Source organism: Chryseobacterium sp. GM_Chr_2 (genome assembly GCF_026540445.1).
In the GTDB taxonomy this organism is placed as follows: domain Bacteria; phylum Bacteroidota; class Bacteroidia; order Flavobacteriales; family Weeksellaceae; genus Chryseobacterium.
Map to the genome: position 1 here is coordinate 258910 of NZ_JALNUD010000002.1, position 25741 is coordinate 284650.

The following is a 25741-nucleotide window of genomic DNA, read 5'->3' on the forward strand; positions in this document are numbered from 1 at the left end:
AACGGAAAGTGATTGCGCTTTCCGTTTTTTTATTTGTATAATAATAACATTATGAAAATTTCCCTTCTTTGAAGGGGTGGATTTTTGCGAAGCAAAAAGACGGGGGTAGTTTATACATAATAAAGTAATAACTATAATACTAAATTTATAAGACCACCCCGTGAAAATTCTTTAAATTTTCGCCACCCCTCTACTGGAGGGGAATTTTTCAGGACTGACTATCATTAAAGTAAAAGACTTAACCCTAGCCTTGATAGAAACGGCATCCTTTTTTTGTTGCGGGCGTAGCGAAGCGGAGCCCGTAACAAAAAAGATAGAGTGGATAGCAGGAAAAAGCTTCTTAAAATAAATTGAAAAAATCCTGATGAATAAAAGAAAAATTGAAAATTCCGAAAAATATTTTAAATTTATTAAAGTAAAACAAAAATTTCAATCGTCATAGCAATATGGAGGTTGTCGAAAAAATAGCAATGCCACAGAAGGAGAAAGAAAATATCATCTCACAAACCGTTTCAAAGTACGGAGGAAAGCTGATGTCATACATTCGCCCGAAAGTGAAAAATACGGAAGATGCGGAAGATATTCTACAGGAGGTGTGGTATCAGTTCAGTAGTCTTACCAATTTGTCTGAGATTGTAAATGTGGGCGGCTGGTTGTACAGAGTAACGGCAAATAAAATCACTGACAAATACCGAAAAAAGAAAACGGAGAATTTAGAAGATTTCGTGTATGAAGATGAAGACGGAAGCTTTTCTATCAAAGATATTCTGCTGCTGGATGAAAGCGCGGGACCTGAAGTGAAAATGTTTCAGGATGAAATCTGGAAAAAACTTTTTGAAGCACTGGATGAGTTACCTGAAAAACAAAGACTTGTATATGTTGAAAACGAGCTTAACGATAAAACTCTCCAGGAAATCGCTGATGAACAGGGCGAAAATATCAAAACCATTATCAGCCGGAAAAACTATGCCGTAAAACATTTGAGAAACCGATTGAGAAAATTATACGAAGATTTAAATAGTTAAAAATATATCATGGATTATAAACATAAAAAAGGTTGGATTTTTTTAATTCTTTGTCCGCCACTTATTTTTCTGGGAGTTACATGGATCGTTATGTCTCTTTGGAATTGTCTTCTTCCTGAAATTTTAGGAGTGAAATCGATAACATATTGGCAGGCGATGGGAATTTTGATCCTTTGTAAAATTCTTTTCGGAGGTTTTCATTTTGGAAAAGGAATGAAAGATTTCAAGGAAAGAAAGATGAGAGAAAAAATGATGAATTTATCTCCTGAAGAAAGAGAAAAATTCAAAGAAGTCTGGAGAAACCGATGCGAAAGCGGATTTTTCAACAGAAATAAAAGAACAAACGAATAATTAAATTTTAGAAGTAGTAAAGTAAAATTAAGATTCATTCGTCTATATAAAAAACAAAGTAGTAAAATTTAAAATTTTGAAAAAATGAAAAATTCAGTATTAAAAGGTGCTCTGGGAGCATTAGCCATTGCCGGAGTTGCAATGATCGCTAAAAAAGCAATCCAAAGAAAAAGATTTGTAAAAGGTATTTTTCAGGAATATGATATTAAAGAAAAATCTCCTTTCGGATTGGCAGATAAGATCAGAGAAATGAATGAAGAGCAATATCAGGAGTTAAAAGGAAAGTTTAAAAAAGAATTTGCATCAAGATGTTGCAGTAAAAACTCATCTTGCGAAGCATAAATAGAAAGTAACTAAATTGAAATTGTTTGAATCAGGTCGGGAAGCTTCGCTTCCCGACCTGATTCTTTTTTAGACATCATCATCACTTACAAATTCCCCTCCAATGGAGGGGTGGCGAAAATTTCAAAGAATTTTTGATGGGTTGGTTTTATAAACTTAGTATTATAATTATTGAATTTATTACGTATAAAGCTACCTCGCCTTTTTGCTTTGTAAAAATCCACCCGTTCAAAGAAGGAGAATTTTCACAATATTTATATAACTTAACTTTTTATAAAACATAAATATAAAACTTTCACCCTTTGCTGAGTGAAACGCCTTTGCGAACGAAAATTATCCTCAAACATTTTAAAGTAACTTTGTGGACTTTGCGTTAAAAACAAAAGCTTACAATATTGAAAATTAAGGTTAAAAAGAGATTGCTTCGCTTTGCTCGCAATGACAAAAAATCCTTATTTTTGCATAGTTCAATGAAAGATTACTACTATTTTCTCGGGATTTCTCACGATGCTTCAGAAGAAGACATCAAAAAAGCTTATAGAAAACTGTCTTTAAAATATCACCCGGATAAAAATGAAAATGATGATTTCTTTGCCGATCGTTTTCGTGAAATTCAGGAAGCGTATGAGACGTTGAACGATAAAAGTAGAAGACATTCTTACGATCAGAATTTAGAAAGTCATCAGAAAAGTTTCAGATATAATATTCCGCCTTCTATAAAGACTTTTACAGCAAATAAAATTCATGCGAAAAAAGGGGAGGAGATCATTATCAATTGGCAAACTCAAAATGCTGATGTTGTGAAAGTTTTACCTTTCGGACTGGAAAAACCTTACGGCGAAAGAATATTTAAAATAACGGAATTTAAAGACGGGAAATTCCAAATCTTGCTTCATGCGACCAATTCACTGTTGCACAAAACAGTCGTTCAGGGAATTACAATAACTGAAGTCTTTGAAAATAACACAGAAAAATTTAAAGATAAAGCGGAAGAACTATTCAAATCACAACCGAAAACAGTTGTAAATCCGCATGGTCAGCCTAAAATATTCAGAATAGTGGCAGCTGTAATGATCATAATTATTGCAATTTATTTTCTAATAAAAAGCTTCGGAAATTAAGCCATCTTTTTTCTTCCTGGGCACTTTTTACATCTTTTTCCTTTTTTGAATTTCTTGCAGCAAGATTTCTTATCACCACAATACATTTCCTCAGTATTCACAGAAAAAGCGGGAGTCAAAGCCGGAACTTTGAAAGGGACAATCATATTCATGATGCAAATATATTAATTTAGAATAAATATAGATAATAAAAAATCATAAAATATATAAGTGCTGATTAATAAAGGTTTATCCCTCTCAAAATACCAGAATTATTTTAGAAACTTAAAGCAATAGACGACTGAATTCTCCATGCTTCCGCTTTCTGATCCTGAAAATTTCTCAGTCTTCCATAATTTCCTTCAACGCCCATTCTCAGTTTTTTTAAAGGTTGAAAAACTAGATTAAGGCTAATATTCTGGAAGTTTTTAGCCATATCTTTAGGAGCAAAATCCTTATGGCCGACTCTGGAATAACTTACTGAAGCTACCGAACTCCATTCCTGATTCCACCAATGCTCATACATCCCAACCATATTGAATAACGCTAAAGTTTCTAGTAAATTTCTGTTCGCAGGATTTGGTATGGCGTCATACTTTTCGCCATTCAAGTCACTGTTATTAGTGGCATAGCCCTTTCCGTACGATGTTTGAAATCTGAAACTGTTGGTGTCGGTAATATATCTTTTTCCTGAAATCATTGCTCCCCAACCCAACATCGTTTTGGTTTTGTAAGGATCATCCATAGTATGTTTCATATCGTAGCTGATAGGTGAAAATAGTAGTCCACCTTTTATATAATCTCTTTCGTCGCCATATCGATACATCGCTGTAAAAGTAGGAATAACCGACCTTTTTTTCCAGTTTAAGGAATCTACAGGCAGTGAAATGCTCGGCGTATTTGGATCTTCTAAAGAGAACGATAAATTTTCTTTTGGTGATATTTTTTTTGAATATCGTACCTGCATTCTTCTGTTGAATAACAATCCGTCAGGTCCTATGAAATCGAAAATATTAGGAAAAATTTCATGATCAGAAAAGTTACTCCAGGTTTGTCCGGCCGTCCAGTTTTTCCATTTAATATATCCCTGTCGGAATCTGGGAGCCGTAGTTCCGTCTGGTCCGTAAAGGTCAATTTCAACATAAGCAGAGAAATTATCGTCGCCTTTTGGGTTTCTTTGTTTAATTCCAAGTCCGATTTGCGATTGCTTTACACTGAAATTGCTTCGCGCCATGTTTCTTTGGGGTACGGTAATTGATTGTGCTGCAAAACCTTCAATAGATTTCATGTCTTGAAAATCGACCGTAAAATCTGTTTGTACGAAACCTTTTAAATACAGTTCCCATTCATTTTGGTCTTCAGCTTTACTTTTGGTTAAAGTAATTTGTCCGGATGCTTCTATATTGAATATAAAAGCAATAATAACGGAGACAAAATGCCTTGTTGTGTTTTTTTTCATCGTAAAAGTTGTGTTTTTTTTATTGCTTTAATTCTTTTTTACATTTTCATACTTAATTTGAGTTTTGGTTATTTGATATTGAATAAACGTTTAATCTTGTTTTTAAAATTTTAATTAAAAATATTTCTATTTTTTGCTATTTATTAAAATAAAAATAAAATTATTTAAAGTTTAGATTTAAAAGTTTAATCATTTGCTTTTCAGTGTTTTATTTTAAAAATTAAAGCTAATCAATTATTTTTAAATGAGTCTCATTGATTATTTTTATCAAACTGTATTTTGTTGAAAAAATGATTGATTTAGTTTGAAATTTTAAAGAAAAATATTCGTTATTTAATTTGATTATTATGATAAAATCTAGAAATACGTTGTTGAAAATTAAATTCAATTTTATTCAAAAAAAATGGTAAAACTGCTTCGTTTTAAAATCGATAAGTCACTTGTTTTGCATTTTCTGTAATTTTCAGATGTTGCGCAATTTTGTAAATTATTGTAATTTTACCAATCTTTTTTTACAAACAAAATCTAATATAAAAAATGAATACAGAACAGTTTGTGAGCCGTCACATTTCCTTAAATGAAGCCGATAAACAGGCGATGTTGGAAAAAGTTGGCGTTTCAAGTATCGAAGAGTTAATTTCTCAAACCATCCCTTCTTCTATCCGTTTAGAAAAAGATCTTGAAATCTCAGAACCGCTTTCAGAATACGAAATGATGAACCATTCGAAAGAATTGGCATCTAAGAATACTGATTATACAAGCTACATCGGTTTTGGATATCACAATACGCTGTTGCCATCGGCTATTCAGAGAAATATCTTTGAAAACCCTAGTTGGTACACGGCTTATACACCTTATCAGGCGGAAATCGCACAGGGAAGATTGGAAGCTCTTTTGAATTTCCAGACTGTTGTGTGTGATCTTACAGGTTTTGCGCTGGCAAATGCGTCGTTATTGGACGAATCGACGGCTGCTGCAGAAGCAATGCACATGTTCTTCAACAACAGAACGAAAGATCAGAAAAAAGCAGGAGCTAATAAGTTTTTCGTTTCTGATCTAGTTTTACCTCAAACCGTTTCTGTTTTAAAAACAAAAGCAGAAGGTTTAGAAATCGAGATCGTAGAAGGAGATCACAAAACGCATGAGCTAGATGCTTCTTACTATGGAGTTTTACTACAATATCCTGGTAAAAACGGAATCGTTTTAGATTATACAGAAGATATTGTTGAATATAAAAAACTAGATCTTCAGGTAGCTGTTGCTTGTGATCCTATGGCTTTGGTTAAGTTAAAATCTCCTGCTTCTATGGGCGCTGACTGTGCTGTAGGAACTACGCAGAGATTTGGTATTCCATTGGGTTATGGAGGTCCTCACGCGGCATTTTTCTCTTGTAGAGAAGAGTATAAAAGAGATATTCCGGGAAGAATTATCGGGGTTTCTCAGGATATGTACGGAAGACGTGCGTTGAGAATGGCGTTGCAGACAAGAGAGCAACACATTAAGAGAGAAAGAGCAACTTCAAATATCTGTACAGCGCAGGTTCTTTTAGCTGTAATGGCTGGAATGTACGCTGTTTATCACGGTCCAAAAGGATTAAATTATATCGCTGACCAAATTCACTTTAAAGCAAATGCTTTGAAAGGAGGTTTAAAAGCTTTAGGATATCAAATTGTGGAAGAACCGATCTTTGATACGGTAAAAATCACAATGGCTGAAGATGAAAAAGCAAGGTTGGTGAGAATGATGCTTGATCACAAACTGAACTTAAACTACTTCACAGAAGGCGTTGTAAGTATTGCGATCAATGAAAGTACAACATTGGATAAGTTGAATTATTTAATGGCTTCTTTTGCTCAGTTTAAAGACAAGCAGACTTTCAAATTAGAAATTAAAGAAGGATACAGTATTCCTGAGGAGAATTTAAGAAAAGACGAAATTCTTACAGAAAGCGTATTCAACAAATATCATACGGAAACAGAATTGATGCGTTACATCAAGCGTCTGGAAAGAAAAGATTTATCATTAACACATTCAATGATTTCTCTCGGTTCTTGTACGATGAAACTGAACGCTGCAACGCAAATGTTACCGCTTTCCTGGGATAACTGGGGAGCAATTCACCCATTTGTACCGGTTGACCAAGCGGGAGGTTATCAGGAAATGATTCGTGAATTGGAGAAAGATTTAGCTGAAATCACAGGTTTCGCAGGAACTTCTCTTCAACCAAACTCTGGAGCTCAAGGAGAATATGCGGGATTAATGGTCATCAGAGAATATCATATTTCAAGAGGTGAAGGTCACAGAAATGTAGTATTGATTCCTCAGTCTGCACACGGAACAAACCCAGCTTCTGCAGCAATGGCAGGAATGAAAATTGTTGTTGTGAAAAATCTTGAGAACGGAGAAATTGATTTCGAAGATCTTAAAGCAAAAACAGAACAGCATTCTGCTAACTTATCTTGTGTAATGATCACATATCCGTCAACTTACGGATTCTTTGATGCCAACATTATCGAAATTACAAACTTAATTCACGAGCACGGTGGACAAGTTTATATGGATGGTGCCAACATGAACGCTCAGGTAGGATATACAAGTCCTGGAAACATCGGTGCAGACGTTTGTCACTTAAATCTTCACAAAACTTTCGCGATTCCTCACGGAGGTGGAGGTCCTGGAGTTGGCCCTATTTGTGTGGCGAAACACCTGGTTCCTTTCCTTCCTACGAATGCAAATATCAAAATTGGTTCTAAAGAATCTATCGAAGGTATTTCTGCAGCGCCTTACGGTTCTGGATTGATCTTAAATATTTCTTACGCTTACATTAAAATGCTGGGAACTTCAGGGTTGAAAAAAGCAACTGAACACGCTATTTTAAATGCTAATTATTTGAAAGAAATTTTAGCAGAACATTTCCCAATTTTGTATTCAAACGAAAATGGAAAAGTAGCTCACGAATGTATCGTAGATTTCAGACAGTTTAAATCTTTAGGAATTGAAGTGGCTGATGTTGCGAAAAGATTGATGGATTATGGTTTCCACGCGCCAACAGTTTCTTTCCCGGTTGCCGGAACATTAATGATTGAACCAACTGAATCTGAAAGCAAAGCTGAAATCGATCGTTTTGCAGAAGCTCTAATTGCGATCAAACATGAAATTGATGAGATTGCAAACGGTGAAGCTGATGCAGCTAATAACGTATTGAAAAATGCACCTCACACAGAGCAATTGGTAATCTCGGATTCTTGGGATAAACCTTACAGCAGAGAAAAGGCAGCTTATCCGCTGGAGTGGGTAAGAGATCACAAATTCTTTGCTTCTGTTTCAAGAGTTGATGAAGCTTACGGAGACAGAAACTTAGTTTGTACGTGTGAGCCGATTGAAGCTTATATGTAATTCTAATTTTTTTAAATATAGAAACTCCCTTTCTTCATGAGAGGGAGTTTTTTTGTGTCATTTCGAGGAGTAAAAGTAAAGCAATATAAAAACATTCAACTTGTCATTCTGACGAAGGAAGAATCTCAATTATATTATTAGAGATTGTCCATTACGTTTTGCTACTCAATAATCTTGATTTAATATAGTAATTATATTTATTTCAACTGAACTTCAATTTTTTTATCTTCTATATTAAGATTAATCCAATTTAAATTTTCATTCTTTTGAGGAATACATTCTATCAGGCTTTTATTATTTTTATAATTCTCTAAAGATTGTGCTCCAAGTTTTATTTTCATTTCATACAACTCTTGTCCAGAATATCCAAGCCATGCTTTGGTATTGATTTCTTTATTTACTTTAAGATTTTTATAGAGTAGAGATTTTATATCTTCAGGCAAATGCTGAACGCCGTCACACCAAAAATCTTTAACGTAATATTTTATATTTTCATTCTCAACATTTTTAAAATCTAAAGACCATTCAAGATTACTACAAAACTCAATATTGAAAATTGGCTCATCAAGATTATAATTAAAAGCTTTACAATTAGGACATTCTATATATTCACCATTTAAATTCTCAAAATTACATTCACAACAAATTCCATTTCGATTATTTAAATGTTTTATAATGAAGTTTGCTTCATTTTGGTCTAAATTAAAATCATTAATTAACTTATTTTCAGTGAATTTTCTTAAATCATTTTGCATTAAAGCATAAATATCTAATTTTTGCTCTTCGTTGAAATTTAGTTTTATGATTTCATTTTTGCAATTTTTACAAATGGTCTTCATATAATGCGAAATATTTTGGCTAAATAATTATTGATCGTTTTTATCTTAGTTTGAGATGAAAATCAAGAGATTGTTTTTATAACTGTGTGAAAAGCTCTCAAATTAAGATACAATTTAAATAAAATTTTAAATAAGAATAAAATTTTTCTATTCTTTATCTCTAATGATTCTCAGTCTATTGAAATATTTTTACTTAGTGTAAAAGTAATGATTTGTAATCGTAATTATTTGATTTATAGTGTGTAATCAGGATAGGGCAGGATGCCTCTGTTTACGTTTGTGTTTAGATTAGTTAACACAAAATTAATCTTATGAATACATCATTACTCATTAAACAAACGCTTACTTCTTTGCTGTTTTGTGGAGCTACATTTTCCACTTTGGAGCTTAACGCGCAGACATTAGCCTTTCCGGAAGCTACCGGATTTGGAAGATTTACAACCGGAGCCAGAGGTGCGGCTAATCCACAAATTTATTTAGTGACCAACTTGAATGACAGCGGTGCAGGTTCATTTCGTGATGCCGTGAGCCAGCCGGGAAGGTTTGTTATTTTTAAAGTAGGGGGAATTGTTAATTTACAGTCTATTGTGGCTGTAGCTCCCAATACAACGATTGCCGGACAAACGGCTCCAGGAGAAGGAATTGTATTTTTGGGACCTCGCGTGTCGTTTTCGGGAGCCAATAATACGATTGCGAGATATTTTAGAATCCGTTACGGAGGAACCTCGCAAAATCAGGATGCTTCAGGGATTTCCAACGGAGCTAATATCATTCTGGATCACATGACGTTCAGCTGGGGAACAGATGAGGTGTTTTCTGTAAATTGGGACAACAACGGAACAAGTCCGGATAATATCACGATTCAAAATTCAATTATAGGGCAAGGATTGCATCGCCATAATCACTCTGCAGGCGGATTAATGCAGCCACCGGCAGGCGGTAAAATAAGTTTGATCGGCAATTTATATATCTGCAATAAAACCCGAAATAATAAGGTTAAAGGAATCAATGAATTCGTCAACAATGTCGTGTACAACTGGGGAAATTACGGAAATACCTACGGTCACACGCAATCGGGTGAGGCTTATATTATGGGTGGCGATTCAGCGGGAAGCTCTTTTGTGAATATCATCAATAATTATTTTATCGGAGGTCCCAATACAAGCAGCTCGGTAACCACACCTTTTAGTGTAGGAAATGCCAATTTCAATTTATATGGTTCCGGAAATTACTTTGATAATAACAAAAACGGAGTGTTAGACGGAACATTGGTTCCACAAGACTTAACAGGTTTTCCTGTAGGAGATATGGCGGCTATAAAATCAGTTCCTTATGATTATCCGGTACAAAACCCTGTGTTAACGGCTCAGGCTGCGTATGATAATGTGGTTGCTGGAGTGGGAGCTTCTTATCCAAGACGAGATCAGGTTGATAATCTAATGATTTCAGATTTACAATCAAAAGGGACAACAGCAACGTATGTGTATGTTCAGAGTGATTTAACATCGCAATTTGGCTTTACCAATGGCGGTGCGGGACATGTGTATGGCGCTCCGGCTCCTTTAGATACAGACAATGACGGAATGCCTGATGCTTGGGAAATTGCTAACGGATTGAATCCGAATGTTTTTGATGCTTTGGCGGTAAGCACAACACATGCTCCGTATTTAAATATTGAGGTGTATATTAACAGTTTGCCTAACACGGCTGCTCCTGATTTTGTCATTCCGCCAACGAATTTGAATTTCACGAATGCCACCACTTCGGGAACTCCGGCTTCCAGTTCTTTAACGGTTAATTGGGTTGATAATGCTACAAACGAAACCAATTATGTGTTGGAAAGATCAAGCAACGGAACTAATTTCAATGTCATTGCAACACTTCCTGCGAATGCTATCAATTATAATGAAACAGGTTTAACACCAAATACTCAGTATTATTATCGAGTTAAAGCGATCAATTCAACGGATTCTTCGGTGTATGCTTCTGCTTCGATAACGACACCGCCTGTGCCGTCTGCTCCTACAAAAGCGGCAAATCCAACTCCAACAAATGCTAATAATAATGTGGAATTAAGCAATGGAAATGTGCTTTTAAAATGGACAGGAAGTTCGAATACAACAAATTATAATGTGTATTTCGGAACAAATCCTCAGAGTTTAACAAGCGTTGGAACGGTACCTTATTCGGCTGCACCTTCGTATCAGCTGACCAATTTAAATACAGCTACCAATTATTATTGGAGAGTTGATGCTTCCAATACTTTAGGCAGTGTTACAGGAGATGTCTGGAATTTCCGTGCCTTAACGCCGAGTATTGTAGGAAACTGGCCGTTTTCGGAAGCGCCTTCTTCGGGAGAGCAAATTGCAGATATAACATCTTATGCCAACAACGGAATATTGAATACAGACTATGATAATGCCAGCGTACGAGTTCCCGGAAAAGAAAATTATGCACTAGATTTTGCCACGGCTCCGAATAATTATATCGCAAGCATTCCTCATCAGGATCAAATTTTATTTAATAATAATTCGTTTACGGTTTCGTATTGGATGAAAGCTCCGACAAGTATGATTCCGTCATCTTCAGCAACGAGTTTATATGTTTTATGTAAAGGTTCATTTACTAAAAATACCAACACCGGAGCGACAGGTAAGCGTTTTAATGTAGAAATAAAAGGCGGACAGCTACGATATGCTATTGATGATGATGTTACGAAAAAGGAAATTACATCACCTATTGCCAACTATTTTACGGGAGATTGGGTGCATGTTGTCATTATGAGAGATATTGCGACTCACAAAATGAGAATTTACAGAAATGGGATCTTAGTAGCCGAAGGCGATGAAACCGCAGTGACAGGAATTGGTGAAGAAAGTGATCTGGTTATCGGAAATATCGGCGAGCTTGAATTTTTGTCAACAGTAAATTCTCCTGCTCCTTACAAAGGTGCAATTGATGAGCTGAAAATGTATAATTATGCCTTGTCTGCAACGGATGTTTATGGTTTGTATAATCAGGCGGTTTTAGGAAACAAAGAATTTAGCATCAGTAAAAATGCAGGTTCAGTGTATCCAAATCCGGCGAAAGATCAGATTTTTATTCAGCTTCCTGATTATAAAAAATCAAACTTAACAGCGACATTAATTGATCTGACCGGAAAAGTGGTTTTGAAAGAAAAGTTGAATAGTAACGGAAATGGAACTTTTAATATAAATATCGCTCACATCAAAACATCCGGAAATTACATTCTGAATGTTTCAGGAGAAAATCTGAACAGTAATTTTAAAGTGATGGTGAAGTAAAATCAGGACACAGTTTAATTTCTTCATATCAACAAAAGATCCCTGTCAGTAATGAGAGGGATTTTGCGTGTTATTTCCGTTGTTTTCTTTTAGCAAAATAAGTGAATAGGAGAGTCGCTGCCATGATCGAGCAGGTGATCAATACAGTTGTCTTGATGTTTTCACTTTCTTCAGATTCCTTGTTGTATTTCTTTTCACAGGATACGAGAAGAAGACTTGCTATCGTTAAATAGCTGAATATTACTTTTTTCATTAGGTGTGTTTTTTACATATATTTTAGCAGCAAAAAACGTACCTAATTTTTCATGTAAGGTATTGATTATTAAATGGTAATATGTGAATTAATAAGTGTTTAAAATAATTTGAACTTTTATGATATTTTTGATGAAATAAAAAATACCTTTCAATTTTTAAAAGGTATTTTATTCTGAATTTGAGGGGTTTTATATTTTGCTTTTTTAAGTGATAAAACGAAATATATATCCATGAATTTTTTGCGATGAAAATTTTTAATATGAATGTTTTGCAAAAAAAAATTACTTATAAAAAGGAGGTTTGAAACATATTTGACTATAATAAAATTCTTCTAAATCCTGAACTATTTCTTGTGTTACAAACTGGCTTGAATTAACATAATTTGTTTTTATTACTATCAAGTCGGACAATTTAAAGTAGAATTCTGGACCAATTACATGGAGTGAGATTAGACCATCTATAATTTGTTTTAATGTTTTATCTTGGACAAATTTAAATCCTTCTCTTCTATAGTATATAGTAATATCTTCAGTGATTTTCTTCCAAATATCTAAATACTTATTTGTTAATATGCTCTGATTTATAACCATATTATCATAAATTAAAGCTTTGTCTGAAGAGGAAATAATAATTTCATCAATTGAGAGTATAGCTTTTTCAAATTTTTCTGTTAAGTCTAAAACTATTTTATTTATTTCTTCATATTCTTTTTTTGTAATAAAGCTATTGTGAGCAATTAAACATCTTAATTCATATAATCTATTCCATTGTTTAATTAAATATCCATCTTCGCAATCTACGAAAGAATTAAAGTATCTTTCCCAGTTTGATTTTGGTATGAATTTCTCTAAATAATTAAAATCTTTTTCTTTGAAATCATCATTATTTTTAATTTCTTTAAATAATATTTCTACATTTTTTTCTGGATATGTCTTAAATAAATAATCTGCTAATTGAATGAAATCAGTATCATGTAAATAATTATTATTATCTCTTGAATTTCTAGTATTACTTTTAACTTCTTTTGGAGTGCTCTCTTCCGTCCATTCTAACCCTAATTTAGATACCATGAAGAAAGTGATTAATTTTCGCAATAAGTTTTCGATTTTATTAATTTGGGGGTAGGCTAATTTAGAATAATAACTAGAAATATCATCCCAAATAATACTTATTTTGCCATTTGATTTATATATTCCCTCTCTGATAAGTTTTAATAGGATTATAAATTCATCAATGTTATCTTCTTTACTATATAAAGTAAATTTAAAAAGTCTTTGGTTTTTATTTTCAATTTCATGTGAGTTGATCTTAAATGAAAATTTTTTCTTGTTGAATAGTATTTCTTCTGAATTTTCTTTAAATGTTAATAAAGAGTTTAACATTAAAAGATGTTTAAAGCCATTGATATTATCTAAGTAGTTTCCTTGTATTTTGTAAACAATCAAGTACTCTATCTTTATTTCCATGAGTAGAATAAGTTTTTAACAAATATAGAAAAATAAGATATTAAAGGCTTTTGACATTTCTCTAAATAATAAGAGTCAATTTAAATTTCAAAATTTATAGAAATTTTTATATCTCAACAGAACTTCCTTCCAGTTTCCCAATAACATTCCCTTTCACTAAAGTCAATGCATGATCCTTCGCTTCCGCAAAAGAGATCTCATATTTTCTTTCAATTTTATTTAAATCTTCAGGAAATTTCAACAATAAATTATCATAAAAAGTATCCAGAAATTCTTTCGAAGGCATTTCATAATTAATCTTCAGCTGAAAACGTCTCAATAAAGCGGTATCAATGATTTCAGGGTGATTCGTCGCGCAAAGTAAAAGTGCATTTTCAGGATAATAATCGATCAACTGGATCAATGTATTCACCAATCTTCGCATTTCGCCAACATCTTTATCGTCGCTGCCTCTAGCTTTTCCGATTTGGTCGAGTTCATCAAGAAAAAGAACTGATCTTTCACGCGCCGCTTTATCGAAAATCATTTTGATATTTTGTGAAGTCTCGCCAATTCTTGAAGAAACGATATTGCTTAAATTTAAAATAATAATATTTTTACCTAAAGCATTCGCAATCGCTTTAGCAGTCATGGTTTTTCCGCAACCCGAACTTCCTTGCAAAAGTACTTTATTGTTCACGGGAAGACCGTATTCTTGCAATTCTTTAATGTAGGTATGTTCTTTAATGAGCTGTACAAATTGTTCCTTATTTTGAGTTTCAAGGAAAACATCATTGAGCGTCACTTGTTCTTTATCCTGAATAATAAGGTCGTACAGATTCATAGTAAATGAAATTTATACGCAAAGATAAAGCAATATCTGTTTATATTTCACTATTTAAAATGTTTTGGAGTTTTTCCAGATAACTATTTTCAGAAAGGTTGATAAGTGATTTTTGCTGCCAGTTTTGAGTTTTTATCGCCTGTTTATTTACTGGAATATCCCAATCTGGATATACTCTGAAGCCGCGTTTTCCTTCTTTCGATTCTGTCGTTAAAATTTGATGTTGAATTAAAGCTTTCTTGCTGAAAAGGAAAAAGCCTTGATGATTTTCGTGCTCTGTGTAAATAATATAAAAATCAAAATCATCGTTATATTGAAAAGGTTCGGTTTCTTTGGTTTCGGGATTTCTTTTCCATAGCGTTACAAACTGTCCGATTTTCTTGGGAGTAACTTTCGCCTTTCTGAATTTAATATTGAATTGATCAAGCTTAAAATGGTAGCCGAAATATTCGTCACATTCTAAATCTTTAGTAATGTCTGAAATTATTAAGTTTAATTTTTTAAATGCTTTATCCTGAACAATCTGAATTTCCTGAATCATAATAACGAAAGTAAGTGAAAATTACTGTGAACTTACCTCTAAAAACAAAAAAAGCCGAACTTTCGTTCGACCCTATCGGCTATTATAAAAATTAAAATTTGTCTTGTTTGTAAATCTCCTACTTTATGTTTTGGGCCCTTTTACTCCAATTGAGTAAAAGAGCAACAACCTTCTGTGGGATTGTAAACATAAATGTGAATTAGTAAATTTCTTCTATAAGCGACTATTTGTTAGTGAGAATACAATTAATTTCCTTCTCTTCTAACAGTCATAAAGTAAGAAGTAATAACTACTAAAAATGTTGCAATTCCGATGTAAGTGATCATATTGTTATATATTTAATTATTTGACTTTTTATTGTCGATTTTGTATTTGCAATATTACTACTTTCAAATCGTGTGCCAAAGCAAATAATTATGATGTTTATCAGTGTGTTAAGTTGTGTTTATGTGTTTTTAATGTTAAATTTTGTTTACAATTATTTAATGTATTTTTGAAAATTTATATGTATTTTTATTATCTTATTTGTAAAATTTTGTTAATCTGATAAAGCTTTGGTCTTTTGTATTTAAGACTTGATAATCCAAAAAAGAAAAAATGGCATGCATAACATCATCATAAAATCAAAAATGTGATCGTCGAGTTTTCACTTAAAATGAATTTTTTGTTAACAAAAATTATTTTCTGGCTCGAAATTTTTTGCTGTATGAATTAAATGTAAAAAAGCCATTCAAATAATTTGAATGACTTTGGTGTCAGAAATGATGAAATTATGTCATTTGTCAGTGACAAAAAGTATTACATTTCATAAAACTATAGGATAGGCTATTTTAAATATTCAAAAAGTTAGTTATTTTGATTAATAGAGTTTCTGATTATTGTCACAGAAAAAACTGGTTCGTTTTCCGTTTCCGGTGTCTTTTTTTATAATTTCGGCACCACATTTCGGGCAGTTTTTCTGATGATAAACTTTAAAATGCTTTTTCAGAACATTCGCTTTTTTCCATTTTTTGAAATCGAAACTGTAATTTCTGGCTTCAGCGATTATTTCTTTCAACTTTTTCGAAGGTAAATTTTCAATTATACTTTCTGGATGAATTCCTGCCCGAAATAAAGCTTCATTCTTGATTATATTTCCTACACCTGAAAAAATATCCTGATCCATCAATGCATCACAAATCATCATTTTAGGATTTGATTTTAACCTTTTTTCAGTTTCTGTAGGATTCCATTCATCACTCATCACATCAGCTTTCCAATCAATAGTGTTTAAAAATTCCGGATCAACAGATTTTACATTACAAGTATAAAAATACATTCCGCCATCTTTAAAAGTTAGTCCCAGTCGTAAATTATTTGCCTGATCTTTCCTTTCAAATAAATTATAAGAGCCAAACATCAGCAAATGAATTCTGATCACAGTATGATCAAAAACCAAATAGGTCTGTTTACCAAAAGTGCGAATTTTAGTTAAAATTTTTCCTTCCAATATCCCTTTATCAATCTTAAAACTCCCATGAGCGGTCAATACTTTTTTGCCTACAAATTTTTGTAGATCTTCTTTCATTAATAATATCGTTGGACCTTCTGGCATAAGATAGTTTTCCACAAAAGTTCAAATAGTATTCCGTAAAACTAAAATTTGAAGTAATTTTGAAAAATGATGAACTTAAACCAGATTTTCACCAATCAGCGTACCGGAAACAATCCACATACAAAAGCTTCAAGAACGGATTTTCAGAGAGATTTTGACAGAATTATTTTTTCATCGGCTTTCAGAAGACTGCAGAATAAAACGCAGGTTTTTCCGCTTCCGGGAAGTGTTTTTGTACACAACCGTTTAACGCATTCGTTGGAAGTTTCGTCTGTTGGAAGGAGTTTGGGAAGTGTGATGGGCGAGTTTATTCATGATGAATATAAAAATGATCTTACTGAAGATTCTAAAAGTTTTTACCTTCATAATTTAGGAAATGTAATCGCAGCAGCTTGTTTGTGTCATGACGTAGGAAATCCGGCTTTCGGGCATTCGGGAGAAGATGCGATTGCGAGCTATTTTGAAAGAAATGAATCTGATTTAAAGCCAAAATTCAACGAAAAAGAATGGGCAGATCTGGTAAATTTTGAAGGAAATGCCAATGCCATCAGAGTTTTGGCTCAACAACAACAAGGGAAAGATGCGGGAGGAATTCAGTTAACGTTCTCTACATTAGCAAGTATTGCAAAATATCCTTGTGAAGCGATTGCGAAAAAGAAAGGAATTATTCATAGAAAAAAGTTCGGTTTTTTTCAAAATGAAAAGGATATTTTCTTAGAAATTGCAAAAGAAACGAATTTAATTTCAGAAAGCGAAGAACCGTATATTTTCAAAAGACATCCATTCGTTTGGCTAGTAGAAGCGGCTGACGATATTTGCTATAATATAATTGATATGGAAGATGCTCACCGTTTAGGTATTGTTTCAACGGCGGACTGTAAAAATTTATTTTTTGAACTCGTAAAGTCTGAAACTGACGATATCAAAAGAGTAAAAGATAAGCTGGATTCTATCGGAAATGAAAATGAACAAATTTCCTATCTAAGAGCAAAAGTAATTAATGCTTTAATTAATAAATCGTTGGAGTTGTATAGAAATAACTTTAATACAATTCTTGAAGGAAATTTAGATAAAGGGCTTTTGGATATTTATAAATCTGAAAACAATGCCTTACAGGATATTGAATCTTTCTCTATCGAAAAAATTTATAATCATAAAGCAGTTGTAGAAATTGAAAATGCCGGCTATAACGTAATGTACGAATTGCTGGATCATTTTATTCCATCTATTTTAAAGTCTAAAGAAAATAGAAAATCTTACGATACAAAAGCATTAAAATTACTTCCAAAACAATTTGTTTACGATGACGGAACCGATTATCAGAAGGTTCTTGGAGTGATCGATTTCGTTTCCGGAATGACGGATAATTATGCAACCGATCTTTACCGAAAAATAAAAGGAATCGATATTGGAATGACGGTTTAGAACTTTTGGAAAAGAAGATGGGGGCTGGAAGCAGAAAGTTTTTGCGCGCGTTATAAACTTCCATCTTCTGCCTCCATCTTCCAGCAAGTTATTTAAGCAACTCATTCGCTTCCTCAATCAATGATTTCATTAAAATTGTGGCTTTTGTATGTTTCAGAAGAGGAGCGATTTGTCCGCACCAGAACATTACGAGATTATTTTTCTGCTGTTCTAAAGCCGATTTTTTTAACGAATTCATAAAAGTCGTCTGCAAAGGAAAAGGTAAAACATCGTCTGTTGCAGTTAATACATTTCTGGTAATTTCTGTGGTTATGGCTCGTCCTAATCTTCCGGTGTATGCTCTGGAAAGGGTTGTAGATTTTGCGGCATCAGAAAATAAGAATTCTTTGTGGATAGGCAAGGCTCCAGATTCTTCGGTGGCTAAAAATGCGGTTCCGATTTGTACGGCTTCGGCTCCTAATGTAAAAGCTCCGGCAATTCCGCGACCATTGGCAATTCCTCCGGCTGCTGCCACAGGGATTTTTACTTTATCTTTAATTAATTGAATCAAGGCGAAAGTTCCCGTAGTCGAAAGTTCTGATTGATCCAAAAATGAAGGTCGATGGCCGCCACTTTCAAATCCAGAAGCGACAATAACATCTACACCAAGGTTTTCCAAAGCAATGGCTTCATCTAAAGTCGTGGCATTTCCAAAGATAATTGTTCCTTGTTTGTGAAGGTCTTCAATAATGGTTGAGTCTAAAAGTCCAAACATAAAGCTGAAAACTTTAGGTTTAATATCAAAAACAACCTGCAACTGATTCTCAAATCTTGATTCAAAAGATGGAGGTAAAGCTGGAACTTCTGCATTTAAAATATCAAAATAAGGTTTAAAAGTTTCAACCGCCTTTTCATATTGTTTCTGAGTCTGTTTTTCATCAATAATGTCGTGGTCATTTACCCAGAGATTGAGATTGTAAGGTTTATCGGTCTTTTTTAGTATTTCTTGATGAATAGTATAAATTTCCTGTGGCGATAATGTATACGCTCCAAATCCGCCTAAACCACCAAGATTACTGACAGTTGCCGTTAATTCAACCGTCGATAAACCTCCGCCAAAAGGACCTTGCATAATAGGGTATTCAATGCCTAATAATTCCGTAATTCTGTTTTTGTTCCACATGATTGTATTGATTTTAGAGAAAGCGATATTAAAATTAATACTTTTAATAATTCTTTTCAGCAATACAGAATTGATTATTATCAGTCTTCATCTCACATATTTTTATTATATTTAAAACAAACCAAGTGGAAAGTGTTTTTTAACAAAAAAGAAATTATTACGACACATTAAAAAATTAAAACTATGACATACTTATTGGTTCCGGTTATTTTCTTCGGACTTATTATTTTATTTGCCTCGTTTTTTGTAGTAAAGCAGGAGACTGCGGCAATTGTTGAGCGTTTCGGAAAGTTTACTTCCGTAAAACATTCAGGATTACATCTTAAACTTCCAATTATTGATCAAATTGCTAAAAGATTAAACCTGAGAATTCAACAATTAGATGTAATTATCGATACTAAAACTTTGGATAATGTTTTTATCAGAATGAAAGTGTCTGTTCAGTATCAAGTGATTAGGAGTCAGGTTGCTGATGCTTATTATCGATTAGAGAATCCTGAAAACCAGATCACTTCTTTCGTTTTTGATGTGGTAAGAGCGGAAGTTCCTAAATTAAAGCTTGATGATGTTTTTGTGAGAAAAGATGACGTGGCGATTGCGGTAAAAAGTGAGCTTCAGGAAGCAATGAACAGTTATGGTTATGATATTATTAAAGCTTTGGTAACTGATATTGATCCGGACGAACAGGTGAAACATGCCATGAACAGAATCAATGCGGCGGAAAGAGAAAAAACAGCCGCAGAATATGAATCTGAAGCACAAAGAATTAGAATCGTTGCAGTGGCAAAAGCGGAGGCAGAATCTAAAAAATTACAAGGACAGGGTATTGCAGACCAAAGAAGAGAAATCGCCAAAGGTTTGGAAGAATCTGTAAGAATGTTGAATAATGTAGATATCAATTCTCACGAAGCTTCTGCATTAATCGTGGTGACACAACATTATGATACCTTACATTCGGTGGGAGCGAGCAACAGAAGTAATTTGGTTTTATTACCGAATTCGCCAACAGCCGCAAGCGGAATGTTAAACGATCTTGTTGTCGCAATGACAACTGCTAATACAGTAGGAGAGGCGAATAAAGGAAATTATCCGAAACCTCCGAAAGATCACGAACATAACAGCTAAAAAATAAAACCCTCTGAAATTTTCAGAGGGTTTGTTATTGAATGCTATGATTTAGCTTTTTTCTTTGAAACTGTTTTTACGAAAGTATATTCTTCTGTAGCGCCTTCCAGAGATTCTTTTGGTTTGTCTGCACGCACCTGAATTTCATATTCATATCCCGGTGTGTATTTGAAACCTTTAATCGGCTGTGAAAAATTTTCCCAGTTTTTCTGAGTTTTTGATGTTTTCAGCTGATAACAATCACCTTGCTGATTGATGCTCATACATGGGTTTTTCTGTGGCCCGATGATGAAGGTTTTTACATTCGCTTTTGCTTTTGGAGCTTTTGCTTTTTTCTGAGCCGATACTGCCAGTGATGAAAGGGCAAGAAACCCAGTCAAAATTAAAGTTTTACTTTTCATTTGTGTAAGGATTTTAATTGTTGTTGATTATTTTTTAGTTTTCGAAACTTGTTTTACCAAAGTATATTTTATAGATGAACCATCTGCTGGTGGATTCGCAATTTTTTCAGTTTTTACTTTTAAAACATATTCATACCCAGGCTCATAAGTAAAGCCGTCGATGTTGGTGTAAAAATTAGTCCATTCTCCATTCGGAGTTTCTTTTACCTGAAGACATTTCATGGGAGCGACTCCTGTGCAGTCGGCAGTTTGCGGACCTACAATAAAAGTCTTTTCATTTCCGTTTGATGATGTAGCATCCGAAGTGGTAGTACACTGCGTAAGTGAAAAAATTGCTACAGCCGGAATAAATACCATTAAAATTGATTTAATAATTCTCATAAAATGATTTTAATCCATAGCTGTCAATTATTGTGCCGAAGTCTATCTAAGCATTTGTAGTGGTTTTACTCTTGCTTTTTAGTTTTTATTTAATTAATTTGGGTGCCCTAAATTTTTTAACCAAACAAATTAAAATAGTAAAATATAAATATGAATAATCAAATTCAAGTTGAAAATTACAAGATTCAAAAACCTGAAGCGTGGGCGGGAATTATTGAAGATCAGGATCTTATTGATCGTATAAAAGAATCTGAATTTGCCAAAAAACAAATTGATGAAGGAAGGGATTACTGCTATTTTTTAGACAAAAAATACTACACCAGCAATACCGAAAACAGTGAATACGTTTGTATGGCGTACACGCTGAATGAGCCAGCTAATCTTGAAAGAGCTTCTGTTTCGGAAGTGGTGGTGGAAGAAAATGAAATCTATAATATTCACCGAATCAGTGTGTTGAGAGATGGGGTTTTAATTGATAAAATTCCCGATACAAGCATTAAAGTTTTCGACAGTGAAAATCAAAGTGCAGGCGGAGTTTTGAGCAGTAACAAAAAAATTAATATTACTATTAAAGATCTCAGATTGTATGATGTTCTTATTTTAGAAGATTCTCGTGTAAAAGCTTTTACTGAAAGAGATTTTTTAAGAAAAGAATTTTCAAAGTATGTTTGGGTAAGTCCTGATAATTATTGGGCGTATGGTAATTTTAAGTTTACCTTTATTAATGATCGAGATCAGCCGATTGCTTACAAGAAAACATTCTTCCGAGATGAGCAGGGCAATGTTTTGCAGCCGGAAATCAATTATCTGAAAAAAGGTGACCGATTTGTAATTGATGAGGTTGATTATATTAACCCAGTTGATGCCAATCGTGAAATTTTTCCCTTTATCGATTTTGCGACGGAGAGTAATTGGAAAGACTTGTCGAATTATATTGCTCCATTGTATGAGGAGATTTTCAATAAAGCTGCTTTGCCTGAATACGCTCCGAATTTAGTAGAAAAGTTAGATGCAATTACTGATTCCGACGAAAAACTTCAGTTCGCGATTGAATATGTTCAGAATAATATCTATTATATTTTCAATGCCAATGAAATGAATGGTCACAAGCCGCAAGAGCCGTCTGTTACATATGAAACCAAGCAGGGAGATTGCAAGGCGAAATCTGTGCTGTTAAAATCTATTTTGGATTATATTGGAGTAGATTCTTCAATCGTTTTGGTGAATTTTCATACAGATTTCTATATTAAATATTATCTGCCGTCTTTGCTTACTTTCAATCATGTGATCGTGAAAATTAATCATAAAGGTGAAGATCATTTTGTGGATGCAACGCTTCGTGATGAATTCGGTTATCTTGAAAATCGCGGATTTACCTATTTTATGCATTATCTGGAAGTAAAAAAAGATCAGGAATTATACGAAAGAAAGGCTTATAAATATCCTTATTATTGTGTGGATGAAAAGGTAGAATTTAATGCTAAAGAAGCTACCGGACATCTTAAACTGATAACTGTTTATCGTGGAAACCGCGCCAATGCAATGAGACGATATTTCAAAAATACGAACAAAAGGGAAGTGGTGGACAGCTGGAATAACTTCCTGTTTTACAGTTTGAATTATTCCAACGACCGAAGCGGAACGGATGTAAGAAATGTGTTTAAAGATGCTGCAATTGATGTTGTAAGCGACGATAAAAAGTTGAATGAGTTTACGATTCAATACCATTCTACGATTGATAATCCGTATTTTACAGATCCTCAAAAGAACCGATTTTTGATGTATTTTGATCGAAACGTAGTAAAAGCCGGAGCAAGAGATTTTATGCATAAAGATTTACCTTTCTGGCATAATTTCGACAGTGAAAAGTATGAAATATCGCTTCATACCGATCAAAAAATCGATACGGAAGAAAAATATACGGTTCAGGAAAGTACGATTTCCAATCCTTATTTTGATTATAAAAGCCGTAAAAAAATCACTAAAAACGGCGGAACGGTTTATATTGAATACAATCCTTTAGTAAATATAGAAATTCCGCAAGAGCAGTTTGAAGATTTCAGAACGGCCCATCATACGGTAGCAGATAGCAATTTCGGAATCGGAGTTGACATTATCGAACCGGGATTGATGAATATGCTGAAATTTAGCTTTAAAAAGAAGTTTAAGTAGTTAAGCTGGAAGCTTAAAGTTAATATGTGCAATGTTGAATTCCCCTTCTTTGAAGGGGTGGATTTTTGCGAAAGCAAAAAGACGGGGTAGTCAGAGTATTTTCAAACAAATTATTAAAAATTGATCTTAAAATATATCTTTTACACAGTATCGGCGGGTTTGCTTTGCAAACCCGCCGATACTGTTTAGGCTAATGATTAATTTATTCTTTTTCAATTTCAGCCTCAGCCTCAATCTTTCTTGTTATAAATTTCTGTTTTCCAATCAACAATTCAAAGAACAGTTTAAAATCAGAAATCAAAGACCAGAGCGGATATTTGAATGTTGCAGGTTTATTTTTTTCAATCACGGCATGGCTAAACCACGCAAATCCGTACCCGAAAATCGGAATATACCAAAGAAACCTTTCTTTGCCTGAACTGATAACATATCCGATGACACAAAACACAAGCAATGTTCCCAAAAAATGGAAAATCCGTGTTCCTGTTTTACTGTGTTCCGTAAGGTAAAACTGATAAAATTCTTTGAAGGTTTTTATTCTTTCAGACATGGCGTTTTTAGTTTAGAATTAAGAAATCTAAAGCAATAAGTTCGCCAAAATATAAAAAAGAAAATCGCGAAAAAGCAGGTTTGTAATACCATTGCCTTTTCGCGATTTTGCTAATTATTTTAAATATTTTATGCCTTATTCAGCTTGCTGTTTTTGTATCCGTAGAAAAAGTAGATCACCAATCCGATAGCAAACCAAAGTCCGAACCAGAACCAGTTTTCATGACTCATTCCTGTTAAAAGATAAAGACAAGAGCTTAATCCGATTAATGGAATTAAGGATAGATTTTTAATGAAAGCCCAAACGCAAATTGCAATATTAATCAGGATAAAAAAGAAAATAGAAGCTCTGAATTCTCCTTCCTTAGCATCTTTCCAATCCATTAAATTTTGGAAAAATTCCGGTTGCCAATAGTAAAAAGCAATTAATCCGCCGATAAAAATAACAGGGAAAATGATCTTTCCATTGATGTATGGAAGGTGAAATCTTCCTTTGATCTTTTCCTTTGCCGGAAGTACCAAAACCCCTGCGCAAACCAATACGAATGCGAAAATGGTTCCGATACTCGTAAAGTCAAGAATGAAAGATTTGTCTGTAAATAAGATAGGAATTCCCACTACAATACCTGTAACAATTGTGGCGAAAGCAGGCGTTTTATATTTCGGATGAACGGTTTGAAATTTCTGTGGCATTAATCCATCACGGCTCATGGCGTACCAGATTCTTGGTTGCCCCATCTGGAAAACCAATAATACAGTGGTGATGGCAACGATGGCAATAAATGATACGGTGAGCTCCATCCATGCAACATTCGCATTTCCTTTTTCAAAGATGAAAGAAAGAGGATCTCCTACACCGTCGAACTTTCTGTAATCAACCATTCCGGTTAATACCAGCGTTAATGCGATATAAATAAACGTACAAAGCACCAAAGAAATAATCATTCCTTTAGGTAATGTTTTTTGAGGATCTTTAGTTTCTTCTGAAAGTACACTTAAAGCATCAAAACCGATGTAAGCAAAGAAAACCCCCGAAACCGCACTCATAACACCAACAAAACCATTAGGCATAAATGAAGCTGTTCCTGTTTCAAGGCTTACCGGTGTCCAGTTTTCAGTATTGATATAAGAAAAACCGACCAAAACTACCAAAACAATAACTGCTAGTTTCGAGATTACCAAAGAGTTGTTGAAATTTTTACTTTCCTTTACTCCGATATAACATAGCCATGTAATTAATCCGTTGATTACCAAAGCGGGAAGATCAAAAATGATTTTTAAATTACCTAATAAAGGCGCTGTTTTCCAAGCGTTAAGCAGTTCTTTATTTTCAGAACCATTCATAATTGCTTTCTTGGCTTCTGTGTAGCTACACGTCAGATAATCCGGAATATGCATTCCCAAACGATGCAGGAAGCTTGTAAAATAATCAGACCATGAAAAGGCAACATAAATATTCCCAAAAGAATATTCCATAATCAATGCCCAGCCGATAATCCAGGCAATTAATTCACCAAAACTGGCGTAAGCATACGTATAAGCAGAGCCCGCCGTAGGAATTCTACTCGCAAATTCTGCATAGCAAAGTGCCGTAAAGCCACAGGCAAAACCGCATATCAAATATAGCAAAATAACACCGGGGCCGCCTCTGAAAACGGCTTCTCCCAAACTACTAAAACTTCCAGCACCAATAATCGCCGCAATACCAAAAAATACGATGTCCCAAACACCCAAAACCCTTAGCAGACTGGTAGATGTATCTGTTTCTGAATAGATTTTTCTTCTAAAAAGTTGACTCATTCAATTCTATATTTGATTTTGAAAAAAACAAATGTAATTATTTCTCAGAAATAATTTAGATTTTCTTAAGGTATCTTATGGAAAAGTTAAGAAGTCTTAAAAAATAATACACTTATCAACAATGTGTTAAAACGCTTGTGTATACAATATCTTTTCAATATTTTCGTTTTCAAATTGTGGATAAATATTCCCCGAAATTTTAAATATCTAGTTGATTTTCAGCTTACACG

The 25741-nt window shown here is 33.8% G+C and carries 22 protein-coding genes; 9 read left to right on the forward strand and 13 right to left on the reverse strand.

What is annotated here, in order from left to right; genetic code table 11:
* Window positions 1–446: 446 nt before the first annotated feature.
* The 4 genes from OXQ85_RS04560 to OXQ85_RS04575 all read left to right on the forward strand — a co-directional run bounded on the left by OXQ85_RS04560 (window position 447) and on the right by OXQ85_RS04575 (window position 2839).
* Window positions 447–1025, forward strand: a complete 579-nt coding sequence (locus OXQ85_RS04560; protein WP_267402627.1) for a sigma-70 family RNA polymerase sigma factor — start codon at window positions 447–449, stop codon at window positions 1023–1025.
* A gap of 9 nt (window positions 1026–1034) precedes the next feature.
* Window positions 1035–1376 (forward strand): hypothetical protein, encoded by a 342-nt coding sequence (locus OXQ85_RS04565; protein WP_267402628.1) that lies wholly within the window; start codon window positions 1035–1037, stop codon window positions 1374–1376.
* A gap of 84 nt (window positions 1377–1460) precedes the next feature.
* Entirely contained in the window at window positions 1461–1718 is a 258-nt protein-coding gene (locus OXQ85_RS04570; protein ID WP_267402629.1) for a hypothetical protein, read from the forward strand.
* A gap of 470 nt (window positions 1719–2188) precedes the next feature.
* Window positions 2189–2839 (forward strand): J domain-containing protein, encoded by a 651-nt coding sequence (locus OXQ85_RS04575; protein WP_267402630.1) that lies wholly within the window; start codon window positions 2189–2191, stop codon window positions 2837–2839.
* Here OXQ85_RS04575 and OXQ85_RS04580 read toward each other — a convergent pair.
* Together OXQ85_RS04580 and OXQ85_RS04585 are read right to left on the reverse strand one after the other, a co-directional pair.
* The gene (locus OXQ85_RS04580; protein ID WP_267402631.1) at window positions 2836–2991 is read right to left on the reverse strand and encodes a hypothetical protein; all 156 of its coding nucleotides are present in this window, start codon (window positions 2989–2991) and stop codon (window positions 2836–2838) included. The genes OXQ85_RS04575 and OXQ85_RS04580 overlap by 4 nt on opposite strands.
* 104 nt (window positions 2992–3095) lie before the next feature.
* A complete protein-coding gene (locus OXQ85_RS04585; protein ID WP_267402632.1) occupies window positions 3096–4277 on the reverse strand; it encodes a DcaP family trimeric outer membrane transporter in 1182 nt (393 codons plus the stop codon).
* 537 nt (window positions 4278–4814) lie between these two features.
* Between OXQ85_RS04585 and gcvP the strand changes: the two genes are divergently transcribed.
* Window positions 4815–7673 (forward strand): aminomethyl-transferring glycine dehydrogenase, encoded by a 2859-nt coding sequence (gcvP, locus tag OXQ85_RS04590; RefSeq protein WP_267402633.1) that lies wholly within the window; start codon window positions 4815–4817, stop codon window positions 7671–7673.
* A gap of 197 nt (window positions 7674–7870) precedes the next feature.
* Here gcvP and OXQ85_RS04595 read toward each other — a convergent pair whose 3' ends face one another.
* Window positions 7871–8428, reverse strand: a complete 558-nt coding sequence (locus tag OXQ85_RS04595; protein WP_267402634.1) for a hypothetical protein — start codon at window positions 8426–8428, stop codon at window positions 7871–7873.
* 395 nt (window positions 8429–8823) lie between these two features.
* On the opposite strand from OXQ85_RS04595, the gene OXQ85_RS04600 reads away from it, so the two are divergent.
* On the forward strand, window positions 8824–11817 hold the full coding sequence (locus tag OXQ85_RS04600) for a LamG-like jellyroll fold domain-containing protein (protein WP_267402635.1): 2994 nt from the start codon (window positions 8824–8826) through the stop codon (window positions 11815–11817).
* 70 nt (window positions 11818–11887) lie between these two features.
* Here OXQ85_RS04600 and OXQ85_RS04605 read toward each other — a convergent pair whose 3' ends face one another.
* The 5 genes from OXQ85_RS04605 to OXQ85_RS04625 form a co-directional block, all read right to left on the reverse strand.
* Window positions 11888–12070: a hypothetical protein gene (locus OXQ85_RS04605; protein WP_267402636.1), complete on the reverse strand. Its 183-nt coding sequence runs from the start codon at window positions 12068–12070 to the stop codon at window positions 11888–11890.
* Between the two features lie 283 nt (window positions 12071–12353).
* Window positions 12354–13538, reverse strand: a complete 1185-nt coding sequence (locus tag OXQ85_RS04610) for a HEPN domain-containing protein (protein WP_267402637.1) — start codon at window positions 13536–13538, stop codon at window positions 12354–12356.
* A 106-nt stretch (window positions 13539–13644) separates the two neighbouring features.
* Window positions 13645–14361 (reverse strand): ATP-binding protein, encoded by a 717-nt coding sequence (locus OXQ85_RS04615; protein ID WP_267402638.1) that lies wholly within the window; start codon window positions 14359–14361, stop codon window positions 13645–13647.
* Window positions 14362–14401: 40 nt separating this feature from the next.
* Entirely contained in the window at window positions 14402–14902 is a 501-nt protein-coding gene (locus OXQ85_RS04620; protein WP_267402639.1) for a MepB family protein, read from the reverse strand.
* An 859-nt stretch (window positions 14903–15761) separates the two neighbouring features.
* Complete coding sequence (locus OXQ85_RS04625) at window positions 15762–16496, reverse strand: DNA-formamidopyrimidine glycosylase family protein (protein WP_267402640.1); 735 nt, start codon at window positions 16494–16496, stop codon at window positions 15762–15764.
* 69 nt (window positions 16497–16565) lie between these two features.
* Here OXQ85_RS04625 and OXQ85_RS04630 point away from each other — a divergent pair, with 69 nt between their 5' ends.
* The gene (locus tag OXQ85_RS04630) at window positions 16566–17921 is read left to right on the forward strand and encodes a deoxyguanosinetriphosphate triphosphohydrolase (RefSeq protein WP_267402823.1); all 1356 of its coding nucleotides are present in this window, start codon (window positions 16566–16568) and stop codon (window positions 17919–17921) included.
* A gap of 88 nt (window positions 17922–18009) precedes the next feature.
* Here the strand turns inward: OXQ85_RS04630 and OXQ85_RS04635 are convergent, their stop codons facing one another.
* Window positions 18010–19083 carry a nitronate monooxygenase gene (locus OXQ85_RS04635; RefSeq protein WP_267402641.1) on the reverse strand — a complete coding sequence of 358 codons (1074 nt, stop codon included), beginning with the start codon at window positions 19081–19083 and terminating at the stop codon, window positions 18010–18012.
* Window positions 19084–19266: 183 nt separating this feature from the next.
* Between OXQ85_RS04635 and OXQ85_RS04640 the strand changes: the two genes are divergently transcribed.
* Window positions 19267–20208: an SPFH domain-containing protein gene (locus tag OXQ85_RS04640; RefSeq protein WP_267402642.1), complete on the forward strand. Its 942-nt coding sequence runs from the start codon at window positions 19267–19269 to the stop codon at window positions 20206–20208.
* A gap of 44 nt (window positions 20209–20252) precedes the next feature.
* Here OXQ85_RS04640 and OXQ85_RS04645 read toward each other — a convergent pair whose 3' ends face one another.
* Both OXQ85_RS04645 and OXQ85_RS04650 read right to left on the reverse strand, forming a co-directional pair.
* A complete protein-coding gene (locus OXQ85_RS04645; protein ID WP_267402643.1) occupies window positions 20253–20609 on the reverse strand; it encodes a DUF4377 domain-containing protein in 357 nt (118 codons plus the stop codon).
* Between the two features lie 27 nt (window positions 20610–20636).
* The gene (locus OXQ85_RS04650; protein ID WP_267402644.1) at window positions 20637–20990 is read right to left on the reverse strand and encodes a DUF4377 domain-containing protein; all 354 of its coding nucleotides are present in this window, start codon (window positions 20988–20990) and stop codon (window positions 20637–20639) included.
* A 150-nt stretch (window positions 20991–21140) separates the two neighbouring features.
* Between OXQ85_RS04650 and OXQ85_RS04655 the strand changes: the two genes are divergently transcribed.
* Window positions 21141–23162 carry a DUF3857 domain-containing protein gene (locus tag OXQ85_RS04655; RefSeq protein ID WP_267402645.1) on the forward strand — a complete coding sequence of 674 codons (2022 nt, stop codon included), beginning with the start codon at window positions 21141–21143 and terminating at the stop codon, window positions 23160–23162.
* Between the two features lie 202 nt (window positions 23163–23364).
* Here the strand turns inward: OXQ85_RS04655 and OXQ85_RS04660 are convergent, their stop codons facing one another.
* Both OXQ85_RS04660 and OXQ85_RS04665 read right to left on the reverse strand, forming a co-directional pair.
* A complete protein-coding gene (locus tag OXQ85_RS04660) occupies window positions 23365–23712 on the reverse strand; it encodes a DUF962 domain-containing protein (protein ID WP_267402646.1) in 348 nt (115 codons plus the stop codon).
* Window positions 23713–23840: 128 nt separating this feature from the next.
* Entirely contained in the window at window positions 23841–25511 is a 1671-nt protein-coding gene (locus OXQ85_RS04665) for an amino acid permease (protein WP_267402647.1), read from the reverse strand.
* Between the last annotated feature and the right edge of the window lie 230 nt (window positions 25512–25741).